Annotated in this window: 20 protein-coding genes and 1 pseudogene; 14 read left to right on the forward strand and 7 right to left on the reverse strand. The window is 73.1% G+C overall.

All coding sequences use genetic code 11. From position 1 onward, the window contains the following. Nucleotides 1-23 precede the first annotated feature (23 nt). From AC27LF_RS00210 to AC27LF_RS00225, 4 genes and pseudogenes are all read left to right on the forward strand, one after another. Nucleotides 24-2,219 carry a 3-hydroxyacyl-CoA dehydrogenase NAD-binding domain-containing protein gene (locus tag AC27LF_RS00210; protein ID WP_479660524.1) on the forward strand — a complete coding sequence of 732 codons (2,196 nt, stop codon included), beginning with the start codon at nucleotides 24-26 and terminating at the stop codon, nucleotides 2,217-2,219. Between the two features lie 139 nt (nucleotides 2,220-2,358). Next, nucleotides 2,359-2,532, forward strand: a pseudogene (locus tag AC27LF_RS00215) (transcriptional regulator); the annotation flags it as partial. A gap of 178 nt (nucleotides 2,533-2,710) precedes the next feature. Beyond that, entirely contained in the window at nucleotides 2,711-4,177 is a 1,467-nt protein-coding gene (locus AC27LF_RS00220) for an amino acid permease (RefSeq protein ID WP_479660525.1), read from the forward strand. Between the two features lie 98 nt (nucleotides 4,178-4,275). Then, the gene (locus AC27LF_RS00225; protein WP_479660526.1) at nucleotides 4,276-5,184 is read left to right on the forward strand and encodes a PfkB family carbohydrate kinase; all 909 of its coding nucleotides are present in this window, start codon (nucleotides 4,276-4,278) and stop codon (nucleotides 5,182-5,184) included. Nucleotides 5,185-5,238: 54 nt separating this feature from the next. On the opposite strand, the gene AC27LF_RS00230 is transcribed toward AC27LF_RS00225, so the two are convergent. Both AC27LF_RS00230 and AC27LF_RS00235 read right to left on the reverse strand, forming a co-directional pair. Then, complete coding sequence (locus tag AC27LF_RS00230; protein WP_479660527.1) at nucleotides 5,239-6,732, reverse strand: M1 family metallopeptidase; 1,494 nt, start codon at nucleotides 6,730-6,732, stop codon at nucleotides 5,239-5,241. A 322-nt stretch (nucleotides 6,733-7,054) separates the two neighbouring features. Beyond that, entirely contained in the window at nucleotides 7,055-7,969 is a 915-nt protein-coding gene (locus AC27LF_RS00235) for an FAD-dependent oxidoreductase (protein ID WP_479660556.1), read from the reverse strand. Nucleotides 7,970-8,090: 121 nt separating this feature from the next. Here AC27LF_RS00235 and AC27LF_RS00240 point away from each other — a divergent pair, with 121 nt between their 5' ends. Both AC27LF_RS00240 and AC27LF_RS00245 read left to right on the forward strand, forming a co-directional pair. Then, nucleotides 8,091-9,131, forward strand: coding sequence for an oxidoreductase (locus tag AC27LF_RS00240; protein ID WP_479660528.1), 1,041 nt, complete (start codon nucleotides 8,091-8,093; stop codon nucleotides 9,129-9,131). A 35-nt stretch (nucleotides 9,132-9,166) separates the two neighbouring features. Next, entirely contained in the window at nucleotides 9,167-10,807 is a 1,641-nt protein-coding gene (locus tag AC27LF_RS00245; protein ID WP_479660529.1) for an ABC-F family ATP-binding cassette domain-containing protein, read from the forward strand. 286 nt (nucleotides 10,808-11,093) lie between these two features. Here the strand turns inward: AC27LF_RS00245 and AC27LF_RS00250 are convergent, their stop codons facing one another. Beyond that, nucleotides 11,094-13,484 (reverse strand): Tex family protein, encoded by a 2,391-nt coding sequence (locus AC27LF_RS00250; protein WP_479660530.1) that lies wholly within the window; start codon nucleotides 13,482-13,484, stop codon nucleotides 11,094-11,096. Between the two features lie 169 nt (nucleotides 13,485-13,653). Between AC27LF_RS00250 and AC27LF_RS00255 the strand changes: the two genes are divergently transcribed. Continuing rightward, complete coding sequence (locus tag AC27LF_RS00255; RefSeq protein ID WP_479660531.1) at nucleotides 13,654-14,613, forward strand: GlxA family transcriptional regulator; 960 nt, start codon at nucleotides 13,654-13,656, stop codon at nucleotides 14,611-14,613. A gap of 98 nt (nucleotides 14,614-14,711) precedes the next feature. Continuing rightward, nucleotides 14,712-15,362, forward strand: a complete 651-nt coding sequence (locus AC27LF_RS00260) for a DJ-1/PfpI family protein (protein ID WP_479660532.1) — start codon at nucleotides 14,712-14,714, stop codon at nucleotides 15,360-15,362. On the opposite strand, the gene AC27LF_RS00265 is transcribed toward AC27LF_RS00260, so the two are convergent. Then, nucleotides 15,334-16,089 (reverse strand): enoyl-CoA hydratase/isomerase family protein, encoded by a 756-nt coding sequence (locus AC27LF_RS00265; RefSeq protein ID WP_479660533.1) that lies wholly within the window; start codon nucleotides 16,087-16,089, stop codon nucleotides 15,334-15,336. The two genes, AC27LF_RS00260 and AC27LF_RS00265, sit on opposite strands and share 29 nt — an antisense overlap. A 224-nt stretch (nucleotides 16,090-16,313) precedes the next feature. On the opposite strand from AC27LF_RS00265, the gene AC27LF_RS00270 reads away from it, so the two are divergent. Further along, complete coding sequence (locus AC27LF_RS00270; protein ID WP_388720664.1) at nucleotides 16,314-16,808, forward strand: ATP-binding protein; 495 nt, start codon at nucleotides 16,314-16,316, stop codon at nucleotides 16,806-16,808. Nucleotides 16,809-16,814: 6 nt separating this feature from the next. On the opposite strand, the gene idi is transcribed toward AC27LF_RS00270, so the two are convergent. The 3 genes from idi to galE all read right to left on the reverse strand — a co-directional run bounded on the left by idi (nucleotide 16,815) and on the right by galE (nucleotide 19,695). Then, nucleotides 16,815-17,408, reverse strand: a complete 594-nt coding sequence (gene idi / locus AC27LF_RS00275; protein WP_479660534.1) for an isopentenyl-diphosphate Delta-isomerase — start codon at nucleotides 17,406-17,408, stop codon at nucleotides 16,815-16,817. A 251-nt stretch (nucleotides 17,409-17,659) separates the two neighbouring features. Next, nucleotides 17,660-18,586: a cation diffusion facilitator family transporter gene (locus AC27LF_RS00280; RefSeq protein ID WP_479660535.1), complete on the reverse strand. Its 927-nt coding sequence runs from the start codon at nucleotides 18,584-18,586 to the stop codon at nucleotides 17,660-17,662. A 134-nt stretch (nucleotides 18,587-18,720) separates the two neighbouring features. Next, nucleotides 18,721-19,695 carry a UDP-glucose 4-epimerase GalE gene (gene galE / locus AC27LF_RS00285; RefSeq protein ID WP_479660536.1) on the reverse strand — a complete coding sequence of 325 codons (975 nt, stop codon included), beginning with the start codon at nucleotides 19,693-19,695 and terminating at the stop codon, nucleotides 18,721-18,723. Between the two features lie 313 nt (nucleotides 19,696-20,008). Between galE and AC27LF_RS00290 the strand changes: the two genes are divergently transcribed. Genes AC27LF_RS00290 through AC27LF_RS00310 form a run of 5 tightly spaced genes read left to right on the forward strand, consistent with a single transcriptional unit; the run spans nucleotide 20,009 to nucleotide 25,298 of the window. Further along, nucleotides 20,009-21,838: a DUF5941 domain-containing protein gene (locus AC27LF_RS00290; RefSeq protein WP_479660537.1), complete on the forward strand. Its 1,830-nt coding sequence runs from the start codon at nucleotides 20,009-20,011 to the stop codon at nucleotides 21,836-21,838. Next, nucleotides 21,835-22,596, forward strand: coding sequence for a phosphocholine cytidylyltransferase family protein (locus AC27LF_RS00295; protein WP_479660538.1), 762 nt, complete (start codon nucleotides 21,835-21,837; stop codon nucleotides 22,594-22,596). The genes AC27LF_RS00290 and AC27LF_RS00295 overlap by 4 nt, the downstream gene beginning before the upstream one ends. Further along, a complete protein-coding gene (locus tag AC27LF_RS00300) occupies nucleotides 22,584-23,645 on the forward strand; it encodes an iron-containing alcohol dehydrogenase family protein (protein WP_479660539.1) in 1,062 nt (353 codons plus the stop codon). The genes AC27LF_RS00295 and AC27LF_RS00300 overlap by 13 nt, the downstream gene beginning before the upstream one ends. Beyond that, nucleotides 23,623-24,402 (forward strand): CDP-alcohol phosphatidyltransferase family protein, encoded by a 780-nt coding sequence (locus AC27LF_RS00305; RefSeq protein WP_479660540.1) that lies wholly within the window; start codon nucleotides 23,623-23,625, stop codon nucleotides 24,400-24,402. Before AC27LF_RS00300 ends, AC27LF_RS00305 begins: the two co-directional genes overlap by 23 nt. Nucleotides 24,403-24,452: 50 nt before the next feature. Next, nucleotides 24,453-25,298, forward strand: coding sequence for a glycosyltransferase family 2 protein (locus tag AC27LF_RS00310; protein WP_388720666.1), 846 nt, complete (start codon nucleotides 24,453-24,455; stop codon nucleotides 25,296-25,298). The last annotated feature ends 37 nt before the right edge of the window (nucleotides 25,299-25,335 follow it).

Raw genomic sequence — 25,335 nt, forward strand, 5'->3', positions numbered from 1 at the left:
AGACTTCTACGGAGACCCCTCACATGACCGAGAGCACCGCCATCCGCTGGGAGCAGGACGACACCGGAGTCGTCACCCTCGTCCTGGACGACCCGAACCAGTCCGCGAACACCATGAACCAGGCGTTCCGCGACTCCCTCGCCGCGATCACCGACCGGCTGGAGGCCGAACGGGACTCCCTGCGCGGCATCATCGTCACCTCCGCCAAGAAGACCTTCTTCGCCGGCGGCGACCTGCGCGACCTGATCCGGGTGACGCCCGAGACCGCGCAGGACCTGTTCGACGCGGGCCTCGCCGTCAAGCGTCATCTGCGGCGCATCGAGACCCTGGGCAAGCCGGTGGTCGCCGCGATCAACGGCGCGGCCCTGGGCGGCGGCTACGAACTGGCCCTGGCCTGCCACCACCGGATCGCCCTCGACACCCCCGGCACCAAGATCGGCTGCCCCGAGGTCACCCTGGGACTGCTCCCCGGAGGCGGCGGCGTCGTGCGCACCGTGCGCCTGCTGGGCATCGCCGACGCCCTGCTGAAGGTGCTGCTCCAGGGCACCCAGTACACCGCGCGCCGCGCCCAGGACAACGGCCTCGTCCACGAGGTCGCCGACAGCCACGGGGAACTGCTCGCCAAGGCCCGCGCCTTCATCGACGCCAACCCCGAGTCCCAGCAGCCCTGGGACCGGCCCGGCTACCGCATCCCGGGCGGCACCCCGGCGAACCCGAAGTTCGCCGCCAACCTGCCCGCCTTCCCGGCCACCCTGCGCAAGCAGACCGGGGGCGCCCCCTATCCGGCGCCGCGCCGCATCCTCGCCGCGGCCGTGGAGGGATCCCAGGTCGACTTCGAGACCGCCCAGGTCATCGAGGCCCGCTACTTCGTGGAGCTGGCCGCGGGACAGATCTCGAAGAACATGATCCAGGCGTTCTTCTTCGACCTCCAGGCCGTCAACTCCGGCGCCAACCGCCCCCAGGGCATCGACACCCGCGAGGTACGCAGGGTCGCCGTGCTCGGCGCCGGGACGATGGGCGCCGGCATCGCCTACGCGTGCGCACGCGCGGGCATCGACGTCGTCCTCAAGGACGTCTCCCTCAAGGCCGCCCTCACGGGCAAGGCCCACTCCGAGAAGCTGTGCGCCAAGGCCGTCGCCAAGGGCCGCACCACCAAGGAGAAGGCGGACGCGCTGCTCGCCCGCATCACCCCCACCGGCGACATCCAGGACCTCGCGGGATGCGACGCGGTCATCGAGGCAGTCTTCGAGGACCCCGCGCTCAAGCACAAGGTGTTCCAGGAGATCGAGCACGTCGTCGCCCCCGACGCGCTGCTGTGCTCCAACACCTCCACCCTGCCGATCACCGCGCTCGCCGAGGGCGTCCAGCGCCAGGCCGACTTCATCGGGCTGCACTTCTTCTCACCGGTCGACAAGATGCCGCTGGTCGAGATCATCAAGGCCGAGCGCTCCGGGGACGAGGCGCTTGCACGCGCCTTCGACCTGGTCCGGCAGATCAGGAAGACACCGATCGTCGTGAACGACTCGCGGGGCTTCTTCACCTCCCGCGTCATCGGCCACTTCCTCAACGAAGGCGTGGCCATGGTGGGCGAGGGCATCGAGCCCGCGTCGATCGAACAGGCCGCGGCGCAGGCGGGCTACCCGGCGAAGGTGCTCTCCCTCATGGACGAGCTGACGCTCACCCTGCCCCGCAAGATCCGCGACGAGTCGCGGCGCGCCGTCGAGGAAGCGGGCGGCACCTGGACTCCGCATCCCGCCGAGGCGGTCATCGACCGCATGGTCGACGAGTTCGGCCGCACCGGCCGCGGCGGCTGCGCCGGGTTCTACGACTACGACGCGGACGGCGGACGCACCGGGCTGTGGCCGGGGCTGCGGGAGCACTTCACCCGGCCCGGACACCGGATCCCGTTCACGGACATGCAGGAGCGCATGCTCTTCGCGGAGGCGCTGGACACCGTGCGGCTCCTCGAAGAGGGCGTGCTGACCTCCGTCGCCGACGCCAACATCGGCTCAATCTTCGGGATCGGTTTCCCCGGCTGGACCGGCGGTGTGCTCCAGTACATCAACGGCTACGAGGGCGGCGCCGGGGCGGGCACGGGGCTGCCCGGCTTCGTCGCACGCGCGCGTGAACTCGCCGAACGCTACGGCGAGCGGTTCACGCCACCGGCCCTGCTGATCGAGAAGGCCGAGAAGGGCGAGACCTTCACCGACACCCACTGAGGCCCCCGCCCCCGCCGCCGAGCGGCCCCACCCGGACGCCCTCGCCGTCGGGCGGCGCCGGTGGGGCGGCCTCGGTCGCCCCTCGGCCCGCCTGGGCCTCAGGTTTCACCGCGGTGGTGGCCCAGGGATGCGTCCGCGCCTGACGACCGACGTCGATGAGCCGACCCTCACGATCGAAGAGCCGGCCGCGCGGGCGGGCGCCACGGTCCGCTTCTACGGCACCAAGGGCCCGCCGCGGCCGGTGATCGGCCCGCGCCGGATGGGCCGCTACGGGCGCGGCCACCTCGCACGACTGGCGCTGATGACGGGCCTGTGTGGAATTATCGCCTTTCGTGTGAGAAGTACCGCTCTGTGAGGTGGACCACCGCATGACGGGCGGCCCGGCTGGGAAGCTGCTGCCTTGGTCTGTGCCGCGACACCACGGTGGCGTGGACCGGGACCGTATCAGCCCGGGACCCCACGCCCGGACGCGCCAGAAAGTGGAACCACCCGTGAGCAAGGACGCCGTGGCACCGGCACAGGTCGCCGCCCCACCCCGGGCGACCGGAACCCCCGCGGACGCGGGCGACGCCGGCTACAGCAAGGCACTCAAGCACCGCCACGTCAACATGATCGCCATCGGCGGCGCCATCGGCACCGGACTCTTCCTCGGCGCCGGCGGCCGACTGCACAGCGCGGGACCGGCCCTCGCCCTGGCCTATCTGGTCTGCGGAGTCTTCGCCTTCTTCGTCGTACGGGCCCTCGGCGAGCTGGTCCTGTACCGGCCCTCGTCCGGCTCCTTCGTCTCCTACGCCCGCGAATTCCTCGGCGAGAAGGGCGCCTACGTCGCCGGCTGGATGTACTTCCTGAACTGGTCCACGACCGGTATCGCCGATATCACCGCGATCGCGCTCTACACCCACTACTGGAGCCTGTTCACCAGCGTCCCGCAGTGGCTGCTCGCGCTGATCGCCCTGGCGGTGGTGCTCGCGGTGAACCTGATCTCGGTGAAGATCTTCGGCGAGATGGAGTTCTGGTTCGCGATCGTCAAGGTCGCCACCCTCCTCGGCTTCATGCTGATCGGCATCTTCCTGCTGGCCACCCGGCACGACGTCGGCGGCAGCACCCCCGGCCCGGGCGTCATCGCCGACCACGGCGGGATCTTCCCGCACGGACTGATGCCGGTCGTCCTGGTGATGCAGGGCGTGATCTTCGCGTACGCCGCCCTGGAACTGGTCGGTGTCGCGGCCGGCGAGACCGCCGAGCCGGAGCGGGTCGTCCCGCGCGCGGTGAACTCGATCATGTGGCGGGTCGGCCTGTTCTACGTCGGCTCGGTCGTGCTGCTGGCCCTGCTGCTGCCCGGCTCCGCCTACTCGGCCGACCAGAGCCCCTTCGTGACGGTCCTGTCCCGGATCGGCGTCCCCGCGGCCGGCGACGTGATGAACCTGGTCGTACTGACCGCCGCCATGTCCTCGCTGAACTCCGGCCTGTACTCGACCGGCCGCATCCTGCGCTCCATGGCCATGGCGGGCTCAGCCCCGAGGTTCACCGCCCGCATGAACCGCAGCCAGGTACCCTACGGCGGCATCCTGCTGACCTGCGCGGTGTGCGTCCTCGGTGTCGGACTGAACTACCTGGTGCCGAGCCGGGCCTTCGAGATCGTGCTGAACGTCGCCTCACTGGGCATCATCAGCACCTGGGTGATCATCATGGTCTGCCATCTCGTCTTCGTCCGGCGGGCCGCGGCCGGACTGCTCGCCCGGCCCGCCTTCCGGCTGAAGGGCAGCCCCGTCACGGAGATCGCCACCATCGCCTTCCTGCTGGCCTGCCTCGGCATGATGGGCAACGACCCCGAGGTCGGCCGCAAGACCCTGCTGCTCGTCCCGGTGATCGCGGTCCTGCTGGTCGCCGGCTGGTTCGGGGTGCGCCGCCGGGTGCTCCGGCAGGCCGCCCGCGAGCCGGGCGACCGCACGACGTAGCAGCGTGCGGCCACTGATGTCAGTGGCAGCGCCTACGGTGGGTCATCGATGGGGCGCGGCAGCGCCGTGACGGTGTACGACCACGGGGAGGGCGACGGATGGGCGCGCAGACGGACGTGCTGGTGCTGGGCGGTGCGGGAGTGGACACCATCGTCCATGTCCCCGAGCTGCCGCTCCCGTACGCCGACAGCTACATGATCGACTCCGGGATCCGCACCCGGGCCGGACAGACCGGTGACTTCGTCGCGCTGGGCCTGAGCGCCCTCGGGCTGCGCACCCACCATCTCGACCTGCTCGGCGAGGATCCCGAGGGCGACCTGGTGCGCGCGCTGCACGAGGAGCGGGGCACCGCGCTCCCGCAGCCCGCCGGCACCAAGCGCGCGGTGAACCTGGTCGGCCCGGACGGCCGCCGCCTGTCCCTGTACGACACCAGCCGCGTGCACGCCGCCGACCGATTCCCCGAGCCGCTGGTGCGCGGCCTGGCCGCGGCGAGCCGGCACGTCCATGTGACCATCACCCAGCCGTGCGCCCACGCGCTGCCCGTGCTGCGCGAGACCGGCGTGCCGCTCTCCACCGACCTGCACGACTGGGACGGCGAGAACCCGTACCAGGAGCCGTTCGCGCTCGCGGCGGACGTCGTCTTCCTGTCGGCCGCGGCCCTGTCCGATCCCGAGCGGACCATGCGGCGCATCGCCGAGCGCGGCCGGGCCGAGGTGGTCGTCGCCACCGCCGGGGCCGACGGCGCCCATCTGCTGGCCGGCGGCGAGCTGACCCGCATACCGGTCGCCGCGCCGCCCGGGCCGGTGGTCGACTCCAACGGCGCGGGCGACGCCTTCGCCGCCGCGTTCCTCTTCGGCCGTCTCACGGGCGAGCCACCCGCGCGCTGTGCCTGGTACGGCGCGGTGGCCGGGGCGTACGCCTGCACGGTCCCGGCCACCCGGACGGCGGCGGTGGGCCGGGCGGACCTGCTGGCCGCGGCGGCCGGGCCGACGCCCGCCGGGCGGTGAGGGACCGGGACCCACCCGGCCCCCACCTCGGGCTCATCGCCCGCGCGGGGTCGTTCAGCGCCCGTGCACGTCGTTCGTGGCCTCGATCTTCGTCCATGACTTCGGCCGGACCGGGGCCGCGGCCGCATCGGCGACGGCCGCAGCGCGGGCCGCGGCGCCCGCGGGCTTGACCGGCTGGAACAGCCAGGTGTCGAACAACCCGGCCAGCGGCTTCCCGGACACCCGCTCGGCGTACCGCTGGAAGTCGGCCACCGAGGCGTTCCCGTACGCGTGTTCCTTCGGCCAGCCCTTCAGGACGGCGAAGAACGCGTCGTCGCCGATCTCGTTGCGCAGCGCCTGGACGGCCAGCGCGCCCCGGTCGTACACGGCGGTGTCGAACTGGTTGTCCGGCCCGGGGTCGCCGGGCGCGACGGTCCAGAACGGGTCGTCGACCGGGTGCGAGGCGTACACGTAGTCCGCCAGTTCCTGCGCGGTGCCCTCGCCCTCGTGCTCGGACCACAGCCACTGCGCGTACCGGGCGAAGCCCTCGTTGATCCAGATGTCCTTCCAGCCCTTCAGCGACACGGAGTCGCCATACCACTGGTGGGCCAATTCGTGCACGACCACGGAGGTGTTGGAGCCGTTCGCGAACTGCCGCGGGCTGTAGTACACGCGGGTCTGCGTCTCCAGCGCGTACCCGGTGGTCGTGTTGGGCACATAGCCGCCGGCCGAGCCGAACGGGTACGGCCCGAGGTATCCGCTCAGCCAGTCGACGATCTCCCCGGTCCGCTCCACACTGGCCCGCGCCGCACCGTCGTTGTCGCCGAGGTCCTTGCTGTAGGCGTTGACGACCGGGACGCCGCCCTCGGAGGTGCTGGTCGTGATGTCGAACCTGCCGACCGCGAGGGTGGTCAGATAGGTGGCCTGCGGCTTGTTCTGCCGCCAGGTGTACCGGGTCCAGCCGAGCCTGGAAGCGGTCGACTGGAGCGTGCCGTTGGAGATGGCCTGGGTGCCGTCCGGGACGGCGATCGACACGTCGTAGGTGGCCTTGTCGAGCGGGTGGTCGTTGCTCGGGTACCACCACCACGCCGCCTCGGGTTCGTCCGCGGCGACGGCGCCGTCCGGGGTGCGGTGCCAGGTCGAGAAGCCGTACGCGGTCTTCGTGGACGGCACCCCGCTGTAGCGGACGACGACCGTGATCGCGGTGCCCTTCGCCAGCGGGGTCTTCGGGGTGACCACCAGCTCGTGCTCGCCCGAGGTGGCGAAGCCGGCCTTGGCGCCGTTGACCCGGACCTCGCTCACGTCCAGCAGGAAGTCCAGGTCGAACCGGGACAGGTCCTGTGTGGTCCGCGCCAGGATCGTCGCCGTGCCGTCCAACTCGTCCGTCGCCGGCTGGTACTGCAGCCGCAGGTCGTAGTGGGAGACGTCGTAGCCGCCGTTGCCGTAGTTCGGGTAGTACGGGTCGCCGATGCCCGGGGCGCCGGGGGCGTAGCTCGCGGCCGAAGCGGGGACCGCCAGCAGCAGGCAGGCCGCCGCGAGCGCGCCCGGCACGAAGATTCTGCGGTGCACGAGAACTCCAAGTCGTAGGGGCACGAAGTCTGTTCGGAGCCTATTCAGTCCCCACCCCTCCTGACGTGTCCACGCCCTGTGCCGTCACACGATCGCCATTCGGCCGTCATGAGCCACCTGCCGCACGGCGCTGCGGTGACGCCCTGAAGGGACGCGGGGAACTGCGCGCTCCGCCCCGACAAAGCCGCACCCGCCCGCAAGCGCGCTGTGCCACGGCGAGCACCCGCCCCGCGCGAGCGCCGCCGGCACGCCGTGCCACGGCGAGCGCCCGCCCCGTACGAGCGCCGCTGCCGCACTCGGTCGGTCCCCGCGGCAAGCGGACTCAGGCGTCCGCCAGCCCCGCGGCCTCCCGCGCGCATCCCCAGGCCACGGTCACCCCGGCCCCGCCGTGCCCGTAGTTGTGCACCAGCGACCGGCCGTCCGGCAGCGGCCGGTGCTCCAGCCGCACCGCGGCCCGCGCCGGGCGCAGACCCACCCGGTGCTCCAGCACCCGCGCCCCCGCGATCTCCGGCACGAGAGCCGCGCACCGGGCGACGATCTCCTCGGCGGTCCGCGGATCGGGCTCCAGGGACCACGCGTCCTCCTGCGCGGTGCCGCCCAGGACCAGCCCGCCCGGCTGCGGGAACACATAGGCCGTGGCGCCCCCGGCATCGTCGACCGAGGTGAGCCACGTGGTGACGCCCGGGTTCCGCACGACGACCAGCTGCCCGCGGACCGGCCGCACCGCCGGATCGGGCACCAGCGAACGGGCGCCCAGCCCGGTGCAGTTGACCACGACGGCGGCCGGAACCGCGGCCAGGTCCGACACCGTCCGCTCCTCGACCAGACCGCCCGCCGCCGTCAACCGCTCCAGCAGCCACGCCAGATGAGCCGGCATGTCGATCAACGGCAGCCGCGCCCGCAGCCCGTCGCCGCCGTCCGCGACCCGCAGCCCCGGCACCCGCCCGGCCCACGGCCCCAACTCGTCCAGGCGCACCCCGAGATGTACGCCCTCGACCATGCGTACGCCCGTCCGCTCCGGCCGCCGCGCCAACTCCTCGTACACCACGAGCGAGGTGAGCGCCCAGTCGCCGACCAGCGGCTCCGGCTCGATGCGGTACGGCCACCACAGCGCGCCCGCCACCGCCGAGGTCGTCCGCCCGACGGGCTCCCGCGTCCACACCCGGACCCGCCGACCGGCCTCCGCCAGCACCACGGCCGTCGTCAGCCCGATGACCCCGCCGCCGACCACGATCACTTCGTCACTCAGCCGATGCTCCACGCGGGGACGATAAGCCCTGCACGGCCCGGCGGGGCGCAGCCGGGCGGAATATGTCATGCCGTGCGCACATCCGTGCCGCTCTGGGGATACTCACAGCATGTCTGGCGCATACGCGACCTTCGCCCTGGCACCGGCGACGCGGGCGGGCGCCGTCCTGGCCGACGGCGGTTACCAGGTTCACCGGGACTTCGTGGACTTCGTCGTGGACGGACGCCCGCTGCTGTTCCGGCTCTCCGATCTGGACGCCGTCTCGCCGCTGGCCTCCGACGTGCCGCCCGCGATCTTCACCGCACAGGTGCGCGGCCTGCTGCTGGAGACCGGGGCGCCGCTGCCCGGCGGCCGGTACGTGGTCTACGGCTGCCCCGAGTGCGCGGACCTGGCCTGCGGAGCGGTCACCGCCGTCATCGAACGCGACGGTGACGACTATGTCTGGCGCGACTTCGCCTGGCAGACCGACGAGCACGCCGACCTGGAATTCAACGGCTACCGCGGCATAGGCCCGTTCCGCTTCCACGGCCCCGGCTACCGCGCTGCCCTCGCCGCGCTCCTGGACGACACGGCGCCCCCGGCCGCGCCCCGCCGGCGCGTCCTGCTGATCGGCGCCCGCGTCGCCGTCCTCGCCAAGCTCGCCGCCGCCCTGCGCACCATCGGCATCGGCGCCGACATCACCCGTGACGCCACCGGCGTACCGGCCGAGGAACTGCGCGGCTACGGCGCCGTCGCCTTCGGCCGCGCGGTCGCCGAACCCGAACGGGCCGCCGTGCGCGACGCGTTCGAGCGGGCCGGGGTCGACGTGGCCTACGTCGACGGCCTCGCCCCGATCGTCCCCCTGCTCGTCGCGCAGATCGAGCAGGCCCTGGACCGCGGCCCGCACCGGCGGCACCGCCTCACCGCGCTCGCCGCCGCCGACAGGGAGGCGGGCATCGAGGTCACCTCACCGTGCCGGATCAGCCTCACCGCGTACCGGCTCGACCGGCTCTACCGCAGCCACGCCCGGGAGGTGTTCGACGGCGTCCTGGAGCCCGGCCGGCACCGCATCCCGCTGGACGCCCGGGCCGTGAAGGGGGAGTCCTTCGTCGTGGCCCGCACCGCCGGAGGAGTGCTGGTGGCGGCGGTGACCCACGGCAAACCCGGCTGAGCGGCACACCGCGGGACGACTAGGATCGCGGTCTGATGACTGCCACCCTCGTCGCCAAGAACCTCGCCGCCGGGCACGGCGACCGCTCGCTCTTCACCGGCCTCGACCTCGTCGTCGCGCCCGCCGACGTGATCGGGCTGGTCGGCGCCAACGGCGCCGGCAAGTCCACGCTGCTGCGGCTGCTCGCCGGGCTCACCCGGCCCGAGCAGGGCGAACTGCGGCTGTCCCCGCCGACCGCGACCGTCGGCCATCTGCCGCAGGAGCCCGAGCGCAGGCCCGGCGAGACCCTGGGCGAGTTCCTTGCCCGCCGCACCGGCGTCGCCCGGGCGCAGCGGCTGATGGACGAGGCCACCCAGGCCCTCGTGGACCAGGCGCCCGGTGCCGACGACGCCTACGCCACCGCCCTGGAGCGCTGGCTCGGCCTCGGCGGCGCGGACCTGGAGGAGCGGGCCGAGGAGGTCACCGACTCGCTCGGCCTGGCCGTCGGCCCAGACGCGGCGATGACCTCGCTGTCCGGCGGCCAGGCCGCCCGCGCGGGCCTCGCCTCGCTGCTGCTGTCCCGCTACGACGTCTTCCTGCTCGACGAGCCCACCAACGACCTCGACCTCGACGGCCTGGAACGCCTCGAACGCTTCGTGACCGGACTGCGCGCGGGCACGGTCGTGGTCAGCCACGACCGCGAATTCCTCACCCGCACCGTCACCAAGGTCCTCGAACTCGACCTCGCCCAACGGCAGATCAACCTCTACGGCGGCGGCTACGAGGCTTATCTGGACGAGCGGGAGGTGGCCCGGCGGCACGCCCGGGACGACTACGAGGAGTACGCCGACAAGAAGGCGGCCCTCCAGGAGCGGGCCCAGACCCAGCGCGCCTGGATGGACAAGGGCGTGCGCAACGCGCGCCGCAAGGCGGGCAACGACAACGACAAGATCGGCCGCAAGTTCCGCAGCGAGGCCAGCGAGAAACAGGCCGCCAAGGCACGCCAGACCCAGCGCATGATCGAACGGCTGGAAACCGTCGAGGAGCCGCGCAAGGAGTGGGAACTGCGCATGGAGATCGCCGCCGCGCCCCGCTCCGGCGCCGTGGTCGCCACGCTCAGGGACGCCAAGGTGCGCCGCGGGGACTTCGTCCTCGGCCCGGTGACGCTGCAGATCGACTGGGCGGACCGGATCGCGGTGACCGGAGCGAACGGCGCGGGCAAGTCCACCCTGCTCGGCGCGCTGCTCGGCCGGGTGCCGCTGACCGCCGGGCACGCCGCGCTGGGCTCGGGCGTCCTGGTCGGCGAGGTGGACCAGGCCCGTGCGCTGTTCCACGGCCCGGAGTCGCTTCTGGACGCCTTCCGTACGGCCGTCCCGGACACCGAACCGGCCGACGTACGCACCCTGCTGGCCAAGTTCGGCCTGAAGGCGGAGCATGTGCTGCGCCCCGCCGCGACGCTCTCCCCGGGCGAACGCACCCGGGCCGCCCTGGCGCTGCTCCAGGGCCGGGGCGTCAACCTCCTGGTCCTGGACGAGCCGACCAACCATCTCGACCTGCCCGCCATCGAACAGCTCGAATCGGCCCTCGACGCCTACCGCGGCACGCTGCTGCTGGTCACCCACGACCGCCGCATGCTGGACGCCGTCCACGTCACCCGCCGCCTGGAGGTGACGGCCGGCAAGGTCACGGAACACTGACCGACCGGCCACGAGCCGCCGGGCCGGGCGCGGCTGGTCGACGACAAGACCGTCCGCGCCCAGGGGCGCAACTCCCGTCGGCCCGGCGCCCGATGGAGCCCGCTTCGCAGCACGCCCTCGCCCCGCTCGGCCCGGCCGTTCCCGTGCCCCTTGCTCTTTCACACCTGCCAGGCGGGGACACGGGAAGCCGGCATGGCGCACGCCAGGGGCCCGTGCCGGGCCCGGCTCCTGTCTTAGCGGTCCGAGGAGCCGGGCCCGAACGGTCCGGCGGCGGTTCGCCGGCCGGTCAGCGGCGGTCGTTCTTCGCGGAGTCGAGCAGGCCGGCGCGCCGCAGCGCGTCCGCCATCGCGCTGTTGGCCGGCGGCGGCGCCTGACGTCCGCCCCGGTCACCGCCGCGGCCCTGGCCCTGCCGCTGGCGCTGGCCCTGCCGCTGCTGCGGCGGACGGCCGCCGCCGCGCTGCTGCTGCCCCTGCGGCGCGGCCTCGTCGTCCAGCCGCAGCGTCAGCGAGATCCGTTTGCGCGGGATGTCCACGTCGAGGACCTTCACCTTCACGATGTCCCCGGGCTTCACGACGTCCCGCGGGTCCTTCACGAACGTCCGGGACATCGCGGATACGTGCACCAGACCGTCCTGGTGGACACCGACATCCACGAACGCCCCGAACGCCGCCACGTTCGTGACCACGCCCTCCAGGATCATCCCGGAGGCGAGGTCGGAGATCTTCTCCACGCCCTCCTTGAAGGTGGCCGTCTTGAACGCCGGCCGCGGGTCGCGCCCCGGCTTCTCCAGTTCCTTCAGGATGTCGGTCACGGTCGGCAGCCCGAACGTGTCGTCGACGAACTCCGTCGGCTTCAGCGAGCGCAGCAGCGCCGTGTTGCCGACCAGGGCGGCCACCTCCTGGCCGCTGGTCTTCACCATGCGCCGCACCACCGGGTACGCCTCCGGGTGCACGCTGGAGGCGTCCAGCGGGTCGCTGCCGCCGCGGATGCGCAGGAAGCCCGCGCACTGCTCGTACGCCTTCGGACCCAGCCGGGCCACGTTCTTCAGCTCGGCGCGCGAGCTGAACGGACCGTTCGCGTCACGGTGCGCCACGATGTTCTCGGCGAGGCCCGAGGAGATCCCGGACACGCGCGCGAGCAGCGGCACCGACGCCGTGTTGACGTCCACGCCCACGCCGTTCACACAGTCCTCGACCACCGCGTCCAGCGAACGGGACAGCTTCACCTCGGACAGGTCGTGCTGGTACTGGCCCACCCCGATCGACTTCGGGTCGATCTTGACCAGTTCGGCCAGCGGGTCCTGCAGACGGCGGGCGATCGACACCGCGCCGCGCAGCGACACGTCCATGTCCGGCAGTTCCTGCGAGGCGAAGGCGGACGCCGAGTACACGGAGGCGCCGGCCTCCGACACCATCACCTTGGTGAGCTTCAACTCCGGGTGCCTGGAGATGAGATCGCCGGCGAGCTTGTCGGTCTCGCGGGACGCCGTGCCGTTGCCGATCGCGATCAGCTCGACCGCGTGCTGCTTCGCCAGCCGGGCCAGCGTGGCGATCGCCTCGTCCCACCGGTTGGCCGGCACATGCGGGTGGATGACGTCCGTCGCCGCCACCTTGCCGGTCGCGTCGACCACGGCCACCTTCACACCCGTACGGAAGCCGGGGTCGAGACCGAGCGTCGCGCGGGTGCCGGCCGGCGCGGCGAGCAGCAGGTCCCGCAGATTGGCGGCGAACACGTCGACCGCCTCGTCCTCGGCGGCCGTGCGCAGCCGCAGGCGCAGGTCGATGCCGAGGTGGACGAGGATGCGGGTGCGCCACGCCCAGCGCACCGTGTCCAGCAGCCACTTGTCGCCCGGACGGCCGCGGTCGGCGATGCCGAAGCGGTGCGCCACGATCTGCTCGTACGACGACGGGGTCCCCGGGGTCTCGGCCGGCTCCTCCGGCTCCAGGACGAGGTCCAGGACCTCCTCCTTCTCCCCGCGCAGCATCGCGAGCACCCGGTGCGAGGGCAGTTCGGTGAACGGCTCGGCGAAGTCGAAGTAGTCGGCGAACTTGGCGCCCGCCTCCTCCTTGCCCTCGCGCACCTTGGCGGCCAGCCGCCCGCGCACCCACATGCGCTCGCGCAGCTCGCCGATCAGGTCGGCGTCCTCCGAGAACCGCTCGGTGAGGATCGCCCGCGCGCCCTCCAGGGCGGCCTGCGGATCGGCGACGCCCTTGTCGGCGTCCACGAAGGCGGCGGCAGCGGCGAGCGGTTCGATCCCGGGATCGCCCAGCAGGCCCTCGGCCAGCGGCTGAAGACCCGCCTCGCGCGCGATCTGCGCCTTGGTCCGCCGCTTCGGCTTGTACGGCAGATAGACGTCCTCCAGGCGCGCCTTGGTCTGCGCACCGCGGATCTGCGCCTCCAGCTCTTCGGTGAGCTTGCCCTGCTCGCGCACCGACTCCAGGATCGCCGTCCGCCGCTCCTCAAGCTCCCGCAGATAGCGCAGCCGCTCCTCGACGGTGCGCAGCTGCGCGTCGTCGAGCATCTCGGTCGCTTCCTTGCGGTAGCGGGCGATGAAGGGCACCGTCGAGCCGCCGTCCAGCAGCTCCACCGCGGCCTTCACCTGCCGCTCCCGCACGCCGAGCTCCTCGGCGATCCTGCCTTCGATGGACCCTACTTCGAGGGTCCCGGGTGTCGTCACGATCCCGTACCGCCTTCTCCACTGGGGTTGCGCGGCAATTGTGGCAGGTGGCACCGACAACAGGGGCTCAGGGCGTCCCCGCCGCGCGGTCGCGTCCACCGGTCCGATGGCAGGAAAGGTGGGGAAGGCGTCGTTGCGGCCGTCCCCGGGTCGGCGAAGAATCGAGGGCATGGCGCAGCGAACCGTCCTCGTCGTCCTCTTCGACGGCGTGCAGAGCCTGGACGTCAGCGGCCCGGTGGAGGTCTTCACCGGGGCCGAGTCGTGCTCTGCGGGGACGTACCGGATCCGCACCGCGTCCCTGGACGGGGCCGCGGTGCGCACCTCAAGCGGGCTCACCCTGGTGCCGGACCACCGCCTCGGCGAGGTGCCCGACCCGCACACGCTGCTCGTCCCCGGCGGGGCCGGCACCCGCCGGTCCGATCCCCGGCTCACGGCGTGGCTGGCCGCCCGCGGCCCGCGTGCCGAGCGTCTGGTGTCCGTGTGCACGGGCGCGATCCTGCTCGCCGAGGCGGGACTGCTGGACGGCCGCCGGGTCACCACCCACTGGGCGTACTGCGAGCGGCTGGCCCGCGACCACCCGGCCGTGCGGGTCGAACCGGACCCCGTCTATGTGCGCGACGGACCGGTCGCCACCTCGGCCGGGGTCACCGCGGGCATCGACCTGGCCCTCGCCCTCGTAGAGGAGGATCTGGGCCGGGACGTGGCGCTCACGGTCGCCCGCCATCTGGTGGTGTTCCTGCGCAGGCCCGGCAACCAGGCCCAGTTCAGCGCCCAGTTGGCGGCCCAGACCGCCCGCCGTGAGCCCCTGCGGGAGGTGCAGCGCTGGATCACCGAGCACCCGGCGGACGATCTGGGCGTCGAGGCGCTGGCCGCCCGGGCCGCGCTCTCCCCGCGTCACTTCGCCCGCGCCTTCCACACCGAGACCGGCATGACGCCCGGCCGCTACGTCGACCGGGTGCGCCTGGAACACGCCCGCCGTCTGCTGGAGGAGACCGGCGACGGCATCGAGGAGATATCCCGGGCGAGCGGCTACGGCACGCCCGAGGCGATGCGCCGCGCCTTCACCAGAGCGCTGGGCGCGCCCCCGGCCGAATACCGCCGCCGCTTCCAGCCCACCCCACCCCCCTGACCCACCGCCCCGCCCCGACGGCTCGCCGGACCCGATCCAGCCCAGCGACGCGGCTGGCCGGCGGTGCCCCCGGTGGCGTGTCCGGAAAGGAAACACCCGTGCAGATCGCCATCGTCCTCTTCGACCGCTTCACCGCCCTGGACGCCGTCGGACCCTACGAGACCCTGGGGCGTCTTCCCGGCGCCGAGACCGTCTTCGTCGCCGAACGCACCGGGCCCGTCCGCGACGCGTCCGGGAACCTCGCGCTCACCGCCGACCGGACGCTCGCCGACGTGCCGGCCCCCGGCATCCTGGTCGTGCCCGGCGGCCCCGGCCAGAGTGCCCAGATGGACGACGCGGCCCTCCTGGACTGGCTGCGGGCCGCCGACGCCACCAGCACCTGGACGACGTCGGTGTGCACCGGCTCGCTGCTGCTGGCCGCCGCGGGCCTGCTCGACGGCCGCCGCGCCACCTCCCACTGGCTGGCGCTCGACGCCCTCAAGGGGTTCGGCGCGCGGCCGACGGGGGAGCGGGTCGTCTTCGACGGCAAGTACGTCACCGCGGCCGGCGTCTCCTCCGGCATCGACATGGGCCTCGCCCTGCTGGGCCGGATCGCCGGCGACGAACACGCGCGGGCGGTGCAGCTGATGATCGAGTACGACCCGCAGCCGCCCTACGACGCGGGCTCCCCGGCGAAGGCGCCCGCGCACCTCGTCGAGAGGTTCCGCGCCGACAGCAGGTTCAGCGTGGCACCGGAACGCTCCAGGTGAACCGCGGCGCCCTGCGCTCCAGGAACGCGGCGACGCCTTCCGCGGTGTCGCCGCTGCCGCGTGCCTGCCCGGCCCAGTGGCCGTCCCGGTCGGTGCGCCCGTCGGCGAACTCCTTGGCCGCGGCCTGCGTCAGCTGCGAGCGGGCCGCCAGGATCCGGCCGAACTCCGCCACCCGCTTGTCCAGTTGGCCCTCCGGCAGCACCTCGTCCACGAGCCCGGTGCGCAGTGCCCGCTCCGCGTCGATCAACTCGCCCGAGAACAGCAGGTACTTGGCGGTGGCCGGCCCCACCAGCGACACCAGCCGCCGGGTGGCGGACGCCGGATAGACGATGCCGAGCTTGGCCGGCGTCACCCCGAACAGCGCGCCGGCCTCGGCGAACCGCAGATCGCAGGCGGCCGCGAGCTGCGCCCCGCCGCCCACGCAGTGGCCCCGGACGGCCGCCAGCGTCGGCTTCGGGAACGCGGCCAGCGCCTCCTCGGCGGCCACGGCGAGCCGCTGCGCCTCGTCGGGCGCCTCACGCAGGGTGGTGATGTCGGCGCCGGCGCAGAAGGTCCCGCCCTCGCCGGTGAGCACCAGTGCCCGCACGCCGGGATCGGCGGCCAGGGCGTCGAGCAGCGGGGGCAGCGACCGCCACATCGCGCCCGTCATGGCGTTGCGTCTGGCCGGGTGGTGGACGACGACGGTGGCGACCGAGTCGATGACCGAGTGCAACAGCTGGGGCTCCATGCGCCGGATGCTATCGGGCGCGGTCCGACGAGCCGTACAACCCGAAGAGTTCGCGAAGACGGCCCGCGGGCGACAGGAGCAGTCCCGGCACCCGACCGGGTCATGCGCAGGTGGTCAGAAACGCTCGATACCAGCTGACTTGTGTTCAGTTCCGTGGACGGCGGCGGCGCATTGCCAACACTCGACGTGTGGTGACAATCGAGCGCAAGGGCGGCGACCGGACCATGGACGACGACGGGCGCGGGTACGGCCCGCGCCCCGAGGAAGGCGACCGGCGACCGCCGGATCCACTGCCGTACGAAGGAGTGTGGCGGTTCACCGCCCCCGCCGTCGACGCCTCGGTGCCGCAGGCACGACGCGCCGTGCGGGACCTGCTCGCCCGCCAGGGCGTGCCGGTCTGCGAGGACCTGGTCCACGGCCTGCTGCTGATCGTGTCCGAACTGGTCACCAACGCGGTCAAGCACGCGGCGCTGCTGTCGCCGATACTCGCCGTGGAGGTCGCCGTCGGCGCCGAGTGGGTGCGCGTGTCCGTGGAGGACAACCATCCCTACCGGCCGAGCGCCCTGGAGGCCGACCACGGCAGGACCGGCGGGCGGGGGCTGCTCCTGGTGCGCGAGGTGGCCCGGGAGGCGGGCGGCACGGTCGACGTGGCGCACACGGCGAGCGGCGGCAAGGTGATCTGGGCCGCCCTGCCGCTCAAGCCCGTATGGACCGTATGAGGCCGCTCACCAGCCGGCGTCCGGCCCCGTCAGCTCCCTGATCGCGGGCCGGGCCGCGTCCAGCACGGTCATGAACCAGGCGGAGAAGGGATCGCGCGCGTGCCGCTCGGCCAGCTCGGCCGGGGTCACGAAGGCCGTCGCCGCGACCTCCTCCGCATCCGGCACCACCTCGGCCTGCACCAGACCGACGAACAGATGGTTGTACTCCTGCTCGACCAGCCCCGAGGCGGGATCCGGATGGTTGTAGCGGACCGTTCCGGCCTCGCCGAGCAGCGAGGGGGACACCCCCAGCTCCTCGTACGTGCGCCGGGCCGCCGCCGCGAACGGCGCCTCGCCCGGGTAGGGGTGACCGCAGCAGGTGTTGGACCACACACCGGGGGAGTGGTATTTGCCGAGCGCCCGCTGCTGGAGCAGCAGCCGGCCGCGCTCGTCGAACAGGAACACGGAGAACGCGCGGTGCAAGCGCCCCGGCGGCTGATGGGCGGCGAGCTTTTCCGCGGTGCCGATCGTCACACCCTTCTCGTCGACCAGTTCCAGCAAAATCGCCTCTGCGGTGCCGTTCGACGCGCTGTGCGTCGCGCTGGCAGGTGTGATCGGCATACCCATCCTTCGCCTCGGTCTTCGCGCCCCAAGTCTGCCGTACTGATCCGGCACTCCCGGAACTCCCCGGCGCGTCCGCATGTCCCGCGCCCGGCGCGGGCCGCGACCGCCCCGGCCGGCCGCCGGGAAGGGGACCCGGTAGAAGATCGTGCCCGAGCCGTCCGGCGCAGAACCGCCCGGGGGCCTCGCACACGCGGGCGAAGGGGCCCGCCGGGCCGCCCCGCCCGGAGTCCGACCCTACGGGGCGTGCCTCAGTGGCACAGCCTCGCCTCGTGCTCCGCGTGCCCGCCCGGCTCCAGCTGGAACGTGCAGTGCGCCAGATCGAAGTGGTGCCCGAGGCAGCCCTGCAACTCGTGCAGCATCTTCTCGTGCCCGATGGCGCTGAGCACGTCCGAGCGCACGACCACGTGCGCGGACAGTACCGGCAGGCCGGAGGTGATCGTCCAGGCGTGCAGGTCGTGGACGTCCTCCACGCCGTCGAGCGCCAGGATGTGCGCCCGCACCCGCGCCATGTCGACGTCCTTCGGGGCCGCCTCCAGCAGCACGTCCAGGGTCTCGCGCAGCAGCTTCACGGTGCGCGGGACGATCATCAGGCCGATGACGAGCGAGGCGATCGGGTCGGCCGGCTGCCAGCCGGTGACCAGGATCAGCCCCGCCGAGACGAGCACCGCGAGCGAGCCCAGGGCGTCCGCGGCCACCTCCAGGAACGCGCCGCGCACGTTCAGGCTCTCCTGCCGGCCCCGCAGCAACAGCGTGAGCGAGATCATGTTCGCGACCAGACCGATCGCGCCGAACACGATCATCAGTGCGCCCTCGGTCTCGGCGGGCGCGAAGAACCGCTGGACCGCCTCGTACAGCACATAGCCGCCGACGCCGAGCAGCAGCAGACAGTTGGCGAGCGCGGCCAGGATCTCGGCGCGCGCGTAGCCGAAGGTGCGGTGCGCGCTCGCGGGGCGGCCCGCGAAGTGGATGGCGAGCAGCGCCATGCCGAGCCCCAGCGCGTCCGTCGCCATGTGCGCCGCGTCCGCGATCAGCGCGAGCGAATCCGCGAGCACACCACCGACGATCTCGACCACCATGACGGCGAGCGTGATCGACAGGGCGACGCGCAGCCGCCCCCGGTACGCCGCTGCCGCCGTACCGGTCGGCGCGGGCCCGTGCCCGTGCCCAGCCCCCATGAAGACCGCCCTTCCGTGTTCCGTCCGGGAGCACAGTGAACTACGGGTGGGGGGTATCAGGCAACGCGGCATCGAACACCGTTGTCATATGCTCTGACCTGGGCAAACCAAGCCCGGGTCAGGGCGGCCGCCGGTCACCGGACAAGGCGTGCGCGCCACCCCCGCCAGGCGGACTCCACCATCTCGGGCACCCCGCGCCGCGCCCGCCAGCCCAGCGTCTTCGCGGCCAGTTCCGCCGATGCGACCGCGCGCGGCGCGTCCCCGGGGCGCCGGCCTTCCACCACGGGCGTGCGCCGGTCGCCGGTCACCTCGCCGATGACCGCGATCAGTTCGCGGACGGAAACGCCCTGGCCGCGGCCGATGTTCACGGTCAGGTCGGCGCCGCTCAGGCTCCGCTCGGTGAGCCCGCGCGCCGCCGCCAGGTGCGCCTCGGCCAGGTCGGCGACATGGATGTAGTCGCGGACGCATGTGCCGTCCGGCGTCGGGTAGTCGGCGCCGAAGATCCGCGGGGCCTCGTCCCGGGTGAGCCGGTCGAACACCATGGGCACGATGTTGGACACGCCCGTGTCGGCCAGTTCGGGCGCGCCCGCGCCCGCCACGTTGAAGTAGCGCAGGCACACCGTGGCGATGCCGTGCGCCCGCCCCGCCGCCCGCACCAGCCACTCCCCGGCGAGCTTGGTCTCGCCGTACGGGTTCACCGGCGCGCACGGCGTGTCCTCGGTGATCAGTTCCACGTCCGGGTTCCCGTACACGGCCGCCGACGAGGAGAAGACGAACCGCTCGACCCCGGCGCCCGCGACCGCCTCCAGGAGCGTGCCGAGGCCGCCCACGTTCTCCCGGTAGTAGCGGGTCGGCAGCGCCACGGACTCGGCGACCTGCTTGCGCGCGGCCAGATGCACCACCCCGGTCACCGCGTGCTCGGTGAGGACCCGCGCGACCAGCGCGCCGTCCAGCGTGGACCCCTCGACCAGCGGAATGTCCGCGGGCAGCCGCTCGGGCACCCCGGCCGACAGATCGTCCAGGGCCACCACGCGCTCCCCGGCATCCGCCATGGCCCGCGCCACATGCGCCCCGATGTATCCGGCCCCGCCGGTGATCAGCCACGTCATGGTCGCCCAGCCTATGCCGTCCTCCGCCACCCATCCGCTATGCCCTCGATGCCCCGTTTCCCAGGCGTTTGGCGGGTGTCCCCCGCGGGCGGCCCCCCGGGGCGCGGTTTGTGGGCCGGGCCCCCGATCACTGATGATGATCTCGGCACGGGGCGAGCAGACCGCGTCGACCGGCCCGTGAACGGCCGGTGAACAAGGTCTTCCGGCTATCCGATAACCTCTGCCGACAATGCCGCCCGGGCGCCCGGACGAGCGGCGCCCCACCCAGCAGACGACCGGCGCGCACGCGCCGGCACCCAGGGAGTGAGTTCGGTTGTCGACCGCCATCGTCACCGGTCAGCCGGTGCCCGGATCGTCACTGGAGAACGATCTGCGGTCCCTCGGCTTCGAGGTGCGGGTGGCCGCCGACGCCGCCGATGCCGCGACGCTCCTCGCGGCCGTACCCGCCGACCGCCGGGTGGCCCTGGTCGACGCCCGCTTCGTCGGCCACCCGCACGCGCTGCGCCTCGGCCTCACCGACCCCCGCTTCCCGCTCGCCGCCGTCACCGGCGCCGTCACCGCCCGGCCCGCCGGCCGCGAGGCCCTGACCCGCGCCCTGGCCCGGCAGACCACGACGGGCGGCGGCACCGCGGTGGCCGTCGACAGCCTCGCCGACCGCGTCGTCACCGCCCTCGACGCCGAGGGCGCCGAGGTGCACCGCCCCGACCTCGGCAGCCTGGTCGCCGCCGTCCCCGCCGACCCGCAGACGCGCAACGAGGCGCGGCAGGCCGTCGCCGCCGTCGACGACGAGGCCGTCCGTCTGAAGTCGGCGGTCAAGGCCCGCGACGGCTTCTTCACCACGTTCTTCGTCAGCCCCTACTCGCGCTACCTCGCCCGCTGGTGCGCCCGCCGCGGCCTGACCCCCAACCAGGTCACCACCGCCTCGCTGCTCACCGCGCTGATCGCGGCGGGCTGCGCGGCCACCGGCACCCGCGGCGGCTTCGTCGCCGCCGGACTGCTGCTCATCCTCTCCTTCGTGCTGGACTGCACCGACGGCCAGCTCGCCCGCTACTCGCTGCAGTACTCCACGCTCGGCGCCTGGCTCGACGCCACCTTCGACCGGGCCAAGGAGTACGCCTACTACGCCGGTCTCGCCCTCGGCGCGGCCCGCGGCGGCGACGACGTGTGGGCGCTCGCCCTCGGCGCGATGATCCTGCAGACCTGCCGGCACGTCGTGGACTTCTCCTTCAACGAGGCGAACGCCCAGGCGGCCACCGCCGGCGCCAGTCCCACCGCCGCGCTGTCCGACCGGCTCGACAGCGTCGGCTGGACGGTGTGGCTGCGCCGGATGATAGTGCTGCCCATCGGCGAACGATGGGCCATGATCGCCGTTCTCACGGCCGTGACCACCCCCCGCATCACCTTCTGTGTGCTGCTCGTCGGCTGCGCCTTCGCCGCCGCCTACACCACCGCGGGCCGCGTGCTGCGCTCCGTGGCCCGCCGGCCCACGGATGCCGGGCACGCGGCGGGCAGGGACCGGGCCGCGCGAGCGCTGGCGGACCTCGCCGACTCGGGCCCGCTCGCCCGGGTGCTCGCCCGCACCGTCGGGCGGGGGCTGCCCGGCCTCGCCGTCCCCGCCGTCGCGGCGGCCGGCGCGGCCGTCGTCGTCTGCGCCGCCGCGCTGTCCGGCTTCGGCGGGCCGCTGCCCGTGGCCGCCGCCGTCGTCTACGTGGTGACCTCGGCGCTCGCCGTCGCCCGCCCCCCGTCCGGCGCCCTCGACTGGCTGGTCCCGCCCTTCTTCCGGGCCGCCGAGTACGGCACCGTGCTCGCCCTCGCGGCCGAAGCGGAGGTGAACGGAGCCCTTCCTGCGGCTTTCGGCCTGGTGGCCGCCGTCGCCTACCATCACTACGACACGGTGTACCGGATCCGGGGCGGCGCCGGAGCGCCACCGGCCTGGCTGGTGCGCGCCATCGGAGGGCACGAGGGGCGGACGCTGCTCGTCACCGTCCTGGCCGCGTCGCTCACCGCCGCGCAGTTCAAGGTCGCGCTCACGGTACTCGCCGTGGCCGTCGCCCTGCTGGTGCTCGCCGAGAGCATCCGCTTCTGGGTGGCCTCCCACCTGGGGGGCGCGCCCGCCGTACATGACGAAGGAGAACCCGCATGATCGGCCTCGTGCTGGCGGCCGGCGCCGGACGGCGTCTGCGCCCCTACACCGACAGCCTTCCCAAGGCTCTGGTGCCGGTGCGTCCCGCGGGGGCATCGGGCATAGAGGACCCGGTCACGGTGCTCGACCTCACCCTCGGCAACTTCGCCGAGATCGGCCTGACCGAGGCCGCGATCATCGTCGGGTACCGCAAGGAGGCCGTGTACGAGCGCAAGGCGGCCCTGGAGCGGACCTACGGCCTGCGGCTCACCCTCATCGACAACGACAAGGCCGAGGAGTGGAACAACGCCTACTCCCTGTGGTGCGGCCGTGACGCCCTCAAGGACGGGGTGATCCTCGCCAACGGCGACACCGTCCACCCGGTCTCCGTCGAGCACACCCTGCTGGCCGCCCGCGGCGAAGGCAAGAAGATCATCCTCGCCGTGGACACGGTGAAGTCGCTGGCCGACGAGGAGATGAAGGTCGTCGTCGACCCCGCCAAGGGCGTTCAGCGGATCACCAAGCTGATGGACCCGGCCGAGGCCACCGGCGAGTACATCGGCGTCACCCTCATCGAGGGCGACGCCGCCCCCGAACTGGCCGACGCGCTCCGGGCCGTGTGGGAGACCGACCCGCAGCAGTTCTACGAGCACGGCTACCAGGAACTCGTCAACCGCGGCTTCCGGATCGACGCGGCGCCGATCGGCGACGTCCAGTGGGTCGAGATCGACAACCACGACGATCTCGCCAGGGGACGGGAGATCGCGTGCCAGTACTGACCCGGCTCATCCCCTCGCCGGTCGTCGTGGACATCCGCCCGGGCGCCCTGGACGACCTGGCCGGCGTCCTGGCCGACGAACGCATCTCGCACTCCGGGCGGCTCGCCGTCGCCGTCAGCGGCGGCTCGGGCACCCGGCTGCGCGAGCGCGTCGCCCCCTCGCTGCCGGGCGCCTCCTGGTACGAGGTCGGCGGCGGCACCCTCGACGACGCGGTCCGGCTGGCCGGCGCCATAAAGGCCGGCCACTACGACGCCGTGGTGGGCCTCGGCGGCGGCAAGATCATCGACTGTGCCAAGTTCGCCGCGGCCCGCGTCGGCCTGCCGCTGGTCGCCGTGCCGACCAACCTCGCGCACGACGGCCTGTGCTCCCCGGTCGCCACCCTCGACAACGACGCGGGCCGCGGCTCCTACGGCGTGCCCAACCCGATCGCGGTCGTCATCGACCTGGACGTGATCCACGAGGCCCCGGTCCGCTTCGTACGCTCGGGCATCGGCGACGCCGTCTCGAACATCAACGCGATCGCGGACTGGGAACTGGCCAACCGCGTCAACGCCGAGAAGATCGACGGGCTGGCCGCGGCCATGGCCCGGCAGGCCGGCGAGGCGGTGCTGCGGCACCCCGGCGGCGTCGGGGACAACGGTTTCCTCCAGGTGCTGGCCGAGGCGCTGGTCCTCACCGGTGTCGCCATGTCGATCTCGGGTGACTCGCGGCCCGCCTCCGGCTCCTGCCACGAGATCAACCACGCCTTCGACCTGCTCTTCCCGAAGCGCGCGGCGAGCCACGGCGAGCAGTGCGGCCTCGGCGCGGCCTTCGCGATGTACCTGCGCGGCGCCCACGACGAGGCGGCGAACATGGCCGAGGTGCTGCGCAGACACGGCCTGCCCGTGCTGCCGCACGAGATCGGCTTCACGCAGGACGAGTTCGTCCGGGTCGTGGAGTTCGCCCCGGAGACCCGGCCCGGCCGCTACACGATCCTCGAACACCTCGACCTCAAGCCCCATCAGATCAAGGACATTTACGCCGACTATGTCAAGGCCATCGGTAGCTGAACTGCGTACGGTCGTCCATCCCCCCGGGGTGAAGGACCGGCGCAGCGGTGAGCACTGGATGGGACGCCTCTATATGCGCGAGGTGTCCCTGCGGGTCGACCGCTTCGTGGTCACCACGCGCGTCACGCCCAACCAGCTCACGTACCTGATGACCGTCTTCGGTGTGCTCGCCGCCCCGGCGCTGCTGGTGCCGGGGATCGCGGGCGCCGTGCTCGGCGTGCTCGCGGTCCAGCTGTATCTGCTGCTGGACTGCGTCGACGGCGAGGTCGCCCGCTGGAAGCAGCAGTACTCGCTCGGCGGGGTCTACCTCGACCGGGTCGGCGCCTATCTGACCGACGCCGCGGTCCTGGTCGGCCTCGGCCTGCGGGCGGCCGACCTGTGGGGGCCCGGCCGCATCGACTGGCTGTGGGCCTTCCTCGGGACCCTCGCCGCCCTCGGCGCGATCCTGGTCAAGGCCGAGACCGACCTGGTGGGCGTCGCCCGCCACCAGGGCGGGCTGCCGCCGGTCCAGGAGGCCGCGGCCGAGCCGCGCTCCTCGGGCGTGGCGCTGGCCCGCCGGGCCGCCGCGGCCCTGAAGTTCCACCGGCTGATCCTCGGGATCGAGGCGTCCTTGCTGATCCTGGTCCTGGCCGTCGCGGACGCGCTCAGGGGCGACCTGTTCTTCACCCGGCTCGGCACCGCCGTGCTGGCCGGCATCGCCCTGCTGCAGACCGTGCTGCACCTGGTGTCCGTCCTCGCCTCCAGCAGGCTGCGGTGAGCGCCGTCAAGGCGCCGGCCCCGCTGAAGGTCGGCGCGGTGATCATCACCATGGGCAACCGCCCCGACGAACTGCGCGCCCTGCTGGACTCGGTCGCCAAGCAGGACGGCGACCCGGTCGAGGTGGTCGTCGTCGGCAACGGCTCGCCCGTGCCGGAGGTCCCCGCGGGCGTGCGCACCATAGAACTGCCGGAGAACCTGGGCATCCCGGGCGGACGCAACGTCGGCACCGAGGCATTCGGGCCCGGCGGTCGCGATGTCGACATATTGCTCTTCCTGGACGACGACGGGCTGCTCGCCCAGCACGACACCGCCGAGCTGTGCCGCGCCGCCTTCGCCGCGGACCCGCGGCTCGGCATCATCAGCTTCCGCATCGCCGACCCGGACACCGGCGAGACCCAGCGCCGGCACGTGCCGCGGCTGCGCGCCGCCGATCCGATGCGCTCCTCCCGGGTCACCACCTTCCTCGGCGGTGCCAACGCCGTCCGCACCCGGGTCTTCGCCGAGGTCGGCGGGCTGCCGGACGCGTTCTTCTACGCCCATGAGGAGACCGATCTGGCCTGGCGCGCCCTCGACGCCGGCTGGATGATCGACTACCGCTCCGACATGGTGCTGTACCACCCGACGACCGCCCCCTCCCGGCATGCGGTGTACCACCGCATGGTCGCCCGCAACCGGGTCTGGCTGGCCCGCCGCAACCTCCCCGCGCCGCTCGTCCCCGTCTATCTGGGCGTCTGGCTGCTGCTGACCCTGGTGCGCCGCCCCTCCCGCCCCGCCCTGCGGGCCTGGTTCGGCGGGTTCCGGGAGGGCTGGACGACCGCGTGCGGACCCCGCCGGCCCATGAAGTGGCGTACGGTGTGGCGGCTGACCCGGCTGGGCCGGCCCCCGGTGATCTGACAAGCTCGACCCAAGGGGGCGCGCGGCGCCACGACGA

It is taken from the genome of Streptomyces diversicolor (assembly GCF_057537855.1).

What these genes read in the sequence shown, in the direction of transcription:
- AC27LF_RS00210 (WP_479660524.1), top strand. Translation starts at nt 24, where the DNA reads ATGACCGAGAGCACCGCCATCCGCTGGGAGCAGGACGACACCGGAGTC.
- AC27LF_RS00225 (WP_479660526.1), top strand. Translation starts at nt 4,276, where the DNA reads ATGGGCGCGCAGACGGACGTGCTGGTGCTGGGCGGTGCGGGAGTGGAC.
- AC27LF_RS00240 (WP_479660528.1), top strand. Translation starts at nt 8,091, where the DNA reads ATGTCTGGCGCATACGCGACCTTCGCCCTGGCACCGGCGACGCGGGCG.
- AC27LF_RS00245 (WP_479660529.1), top strand. Translation starts at nt 9,167, where the DNA reads ATGACTGCCACCCTCGTCGCCAAGAACCTCGCCGCCGGGCACGGCGAC.
- AC27LF_RS00255 (WP_479660531.1), top strand. Translation starts at nt 13,654, where the DNA reads ATGGCGCAGCGAACCGTCCTCGTCGTCCTCTTCGACGGCGTGCAGAGC.
- AC27LF_RS00265 (WP_479660533.1), bottom strand. Translation starts at nt 16,089, where the DNA reads ATGGAGCCCCAGCTGTTGCACTCGGTCATCGACTCGGTCGCCACCGTC.
- AC27LF_RS00270 (WP_388720664.1), top strand. Translation starts at nt 16,314, where the DNA reads ATGGACGACGACGGGCGCGGGTACGGCCCGCGCCCCGAGGAAGGCGAC.
- idi (WP_479660534.1), bottom strand. Translation starts at nt 17,408, where the DNA reads ATGCCGATCACACCTGCCAGCGCGACGCACAGCGCGTCGAACGGCACC.
- AC27LF_RS00280 (WP_479660535.1), bottom strand. Translation starts at nt 18,586, where the DNA reads ATGGGGGCTGGGCACGGGCACGGGCCCGCGCCGACCGGTACGGCGGCA.
- galE (WP_479660536.1), bottom strand. Translation starts at nt 19,695, where the DNA reads ATGACGTGGCTGATCACCGGCGGGGCCGGATACATCGGGGCGCATGTG.
- AC27LF_RS00295 (WP_479660538.1), top strand. Translation starts at nt 21,835, where the DNA reads ATGATCGGCCTCGTGCTGGCGGCCGGCGCCGGACGGCGTCTGCGCCCC.
- AC27LF_RS00305 (WP_479660540.1), top strand. Translation starts at nt 23,623, where the DNA reads ATGTCAAGGCCATCGGTAGCTGAACTGCGTACGGTCGTCCATCCCCCC.
- AC27LF_RS00310 (WP_388720666.1), top strand. Translation starts at nt 24,453, where the DNA reads ATGGGCAACCGCCCCGACGAACTGCGCGCCCTGCTGGACTCGGTCGCC.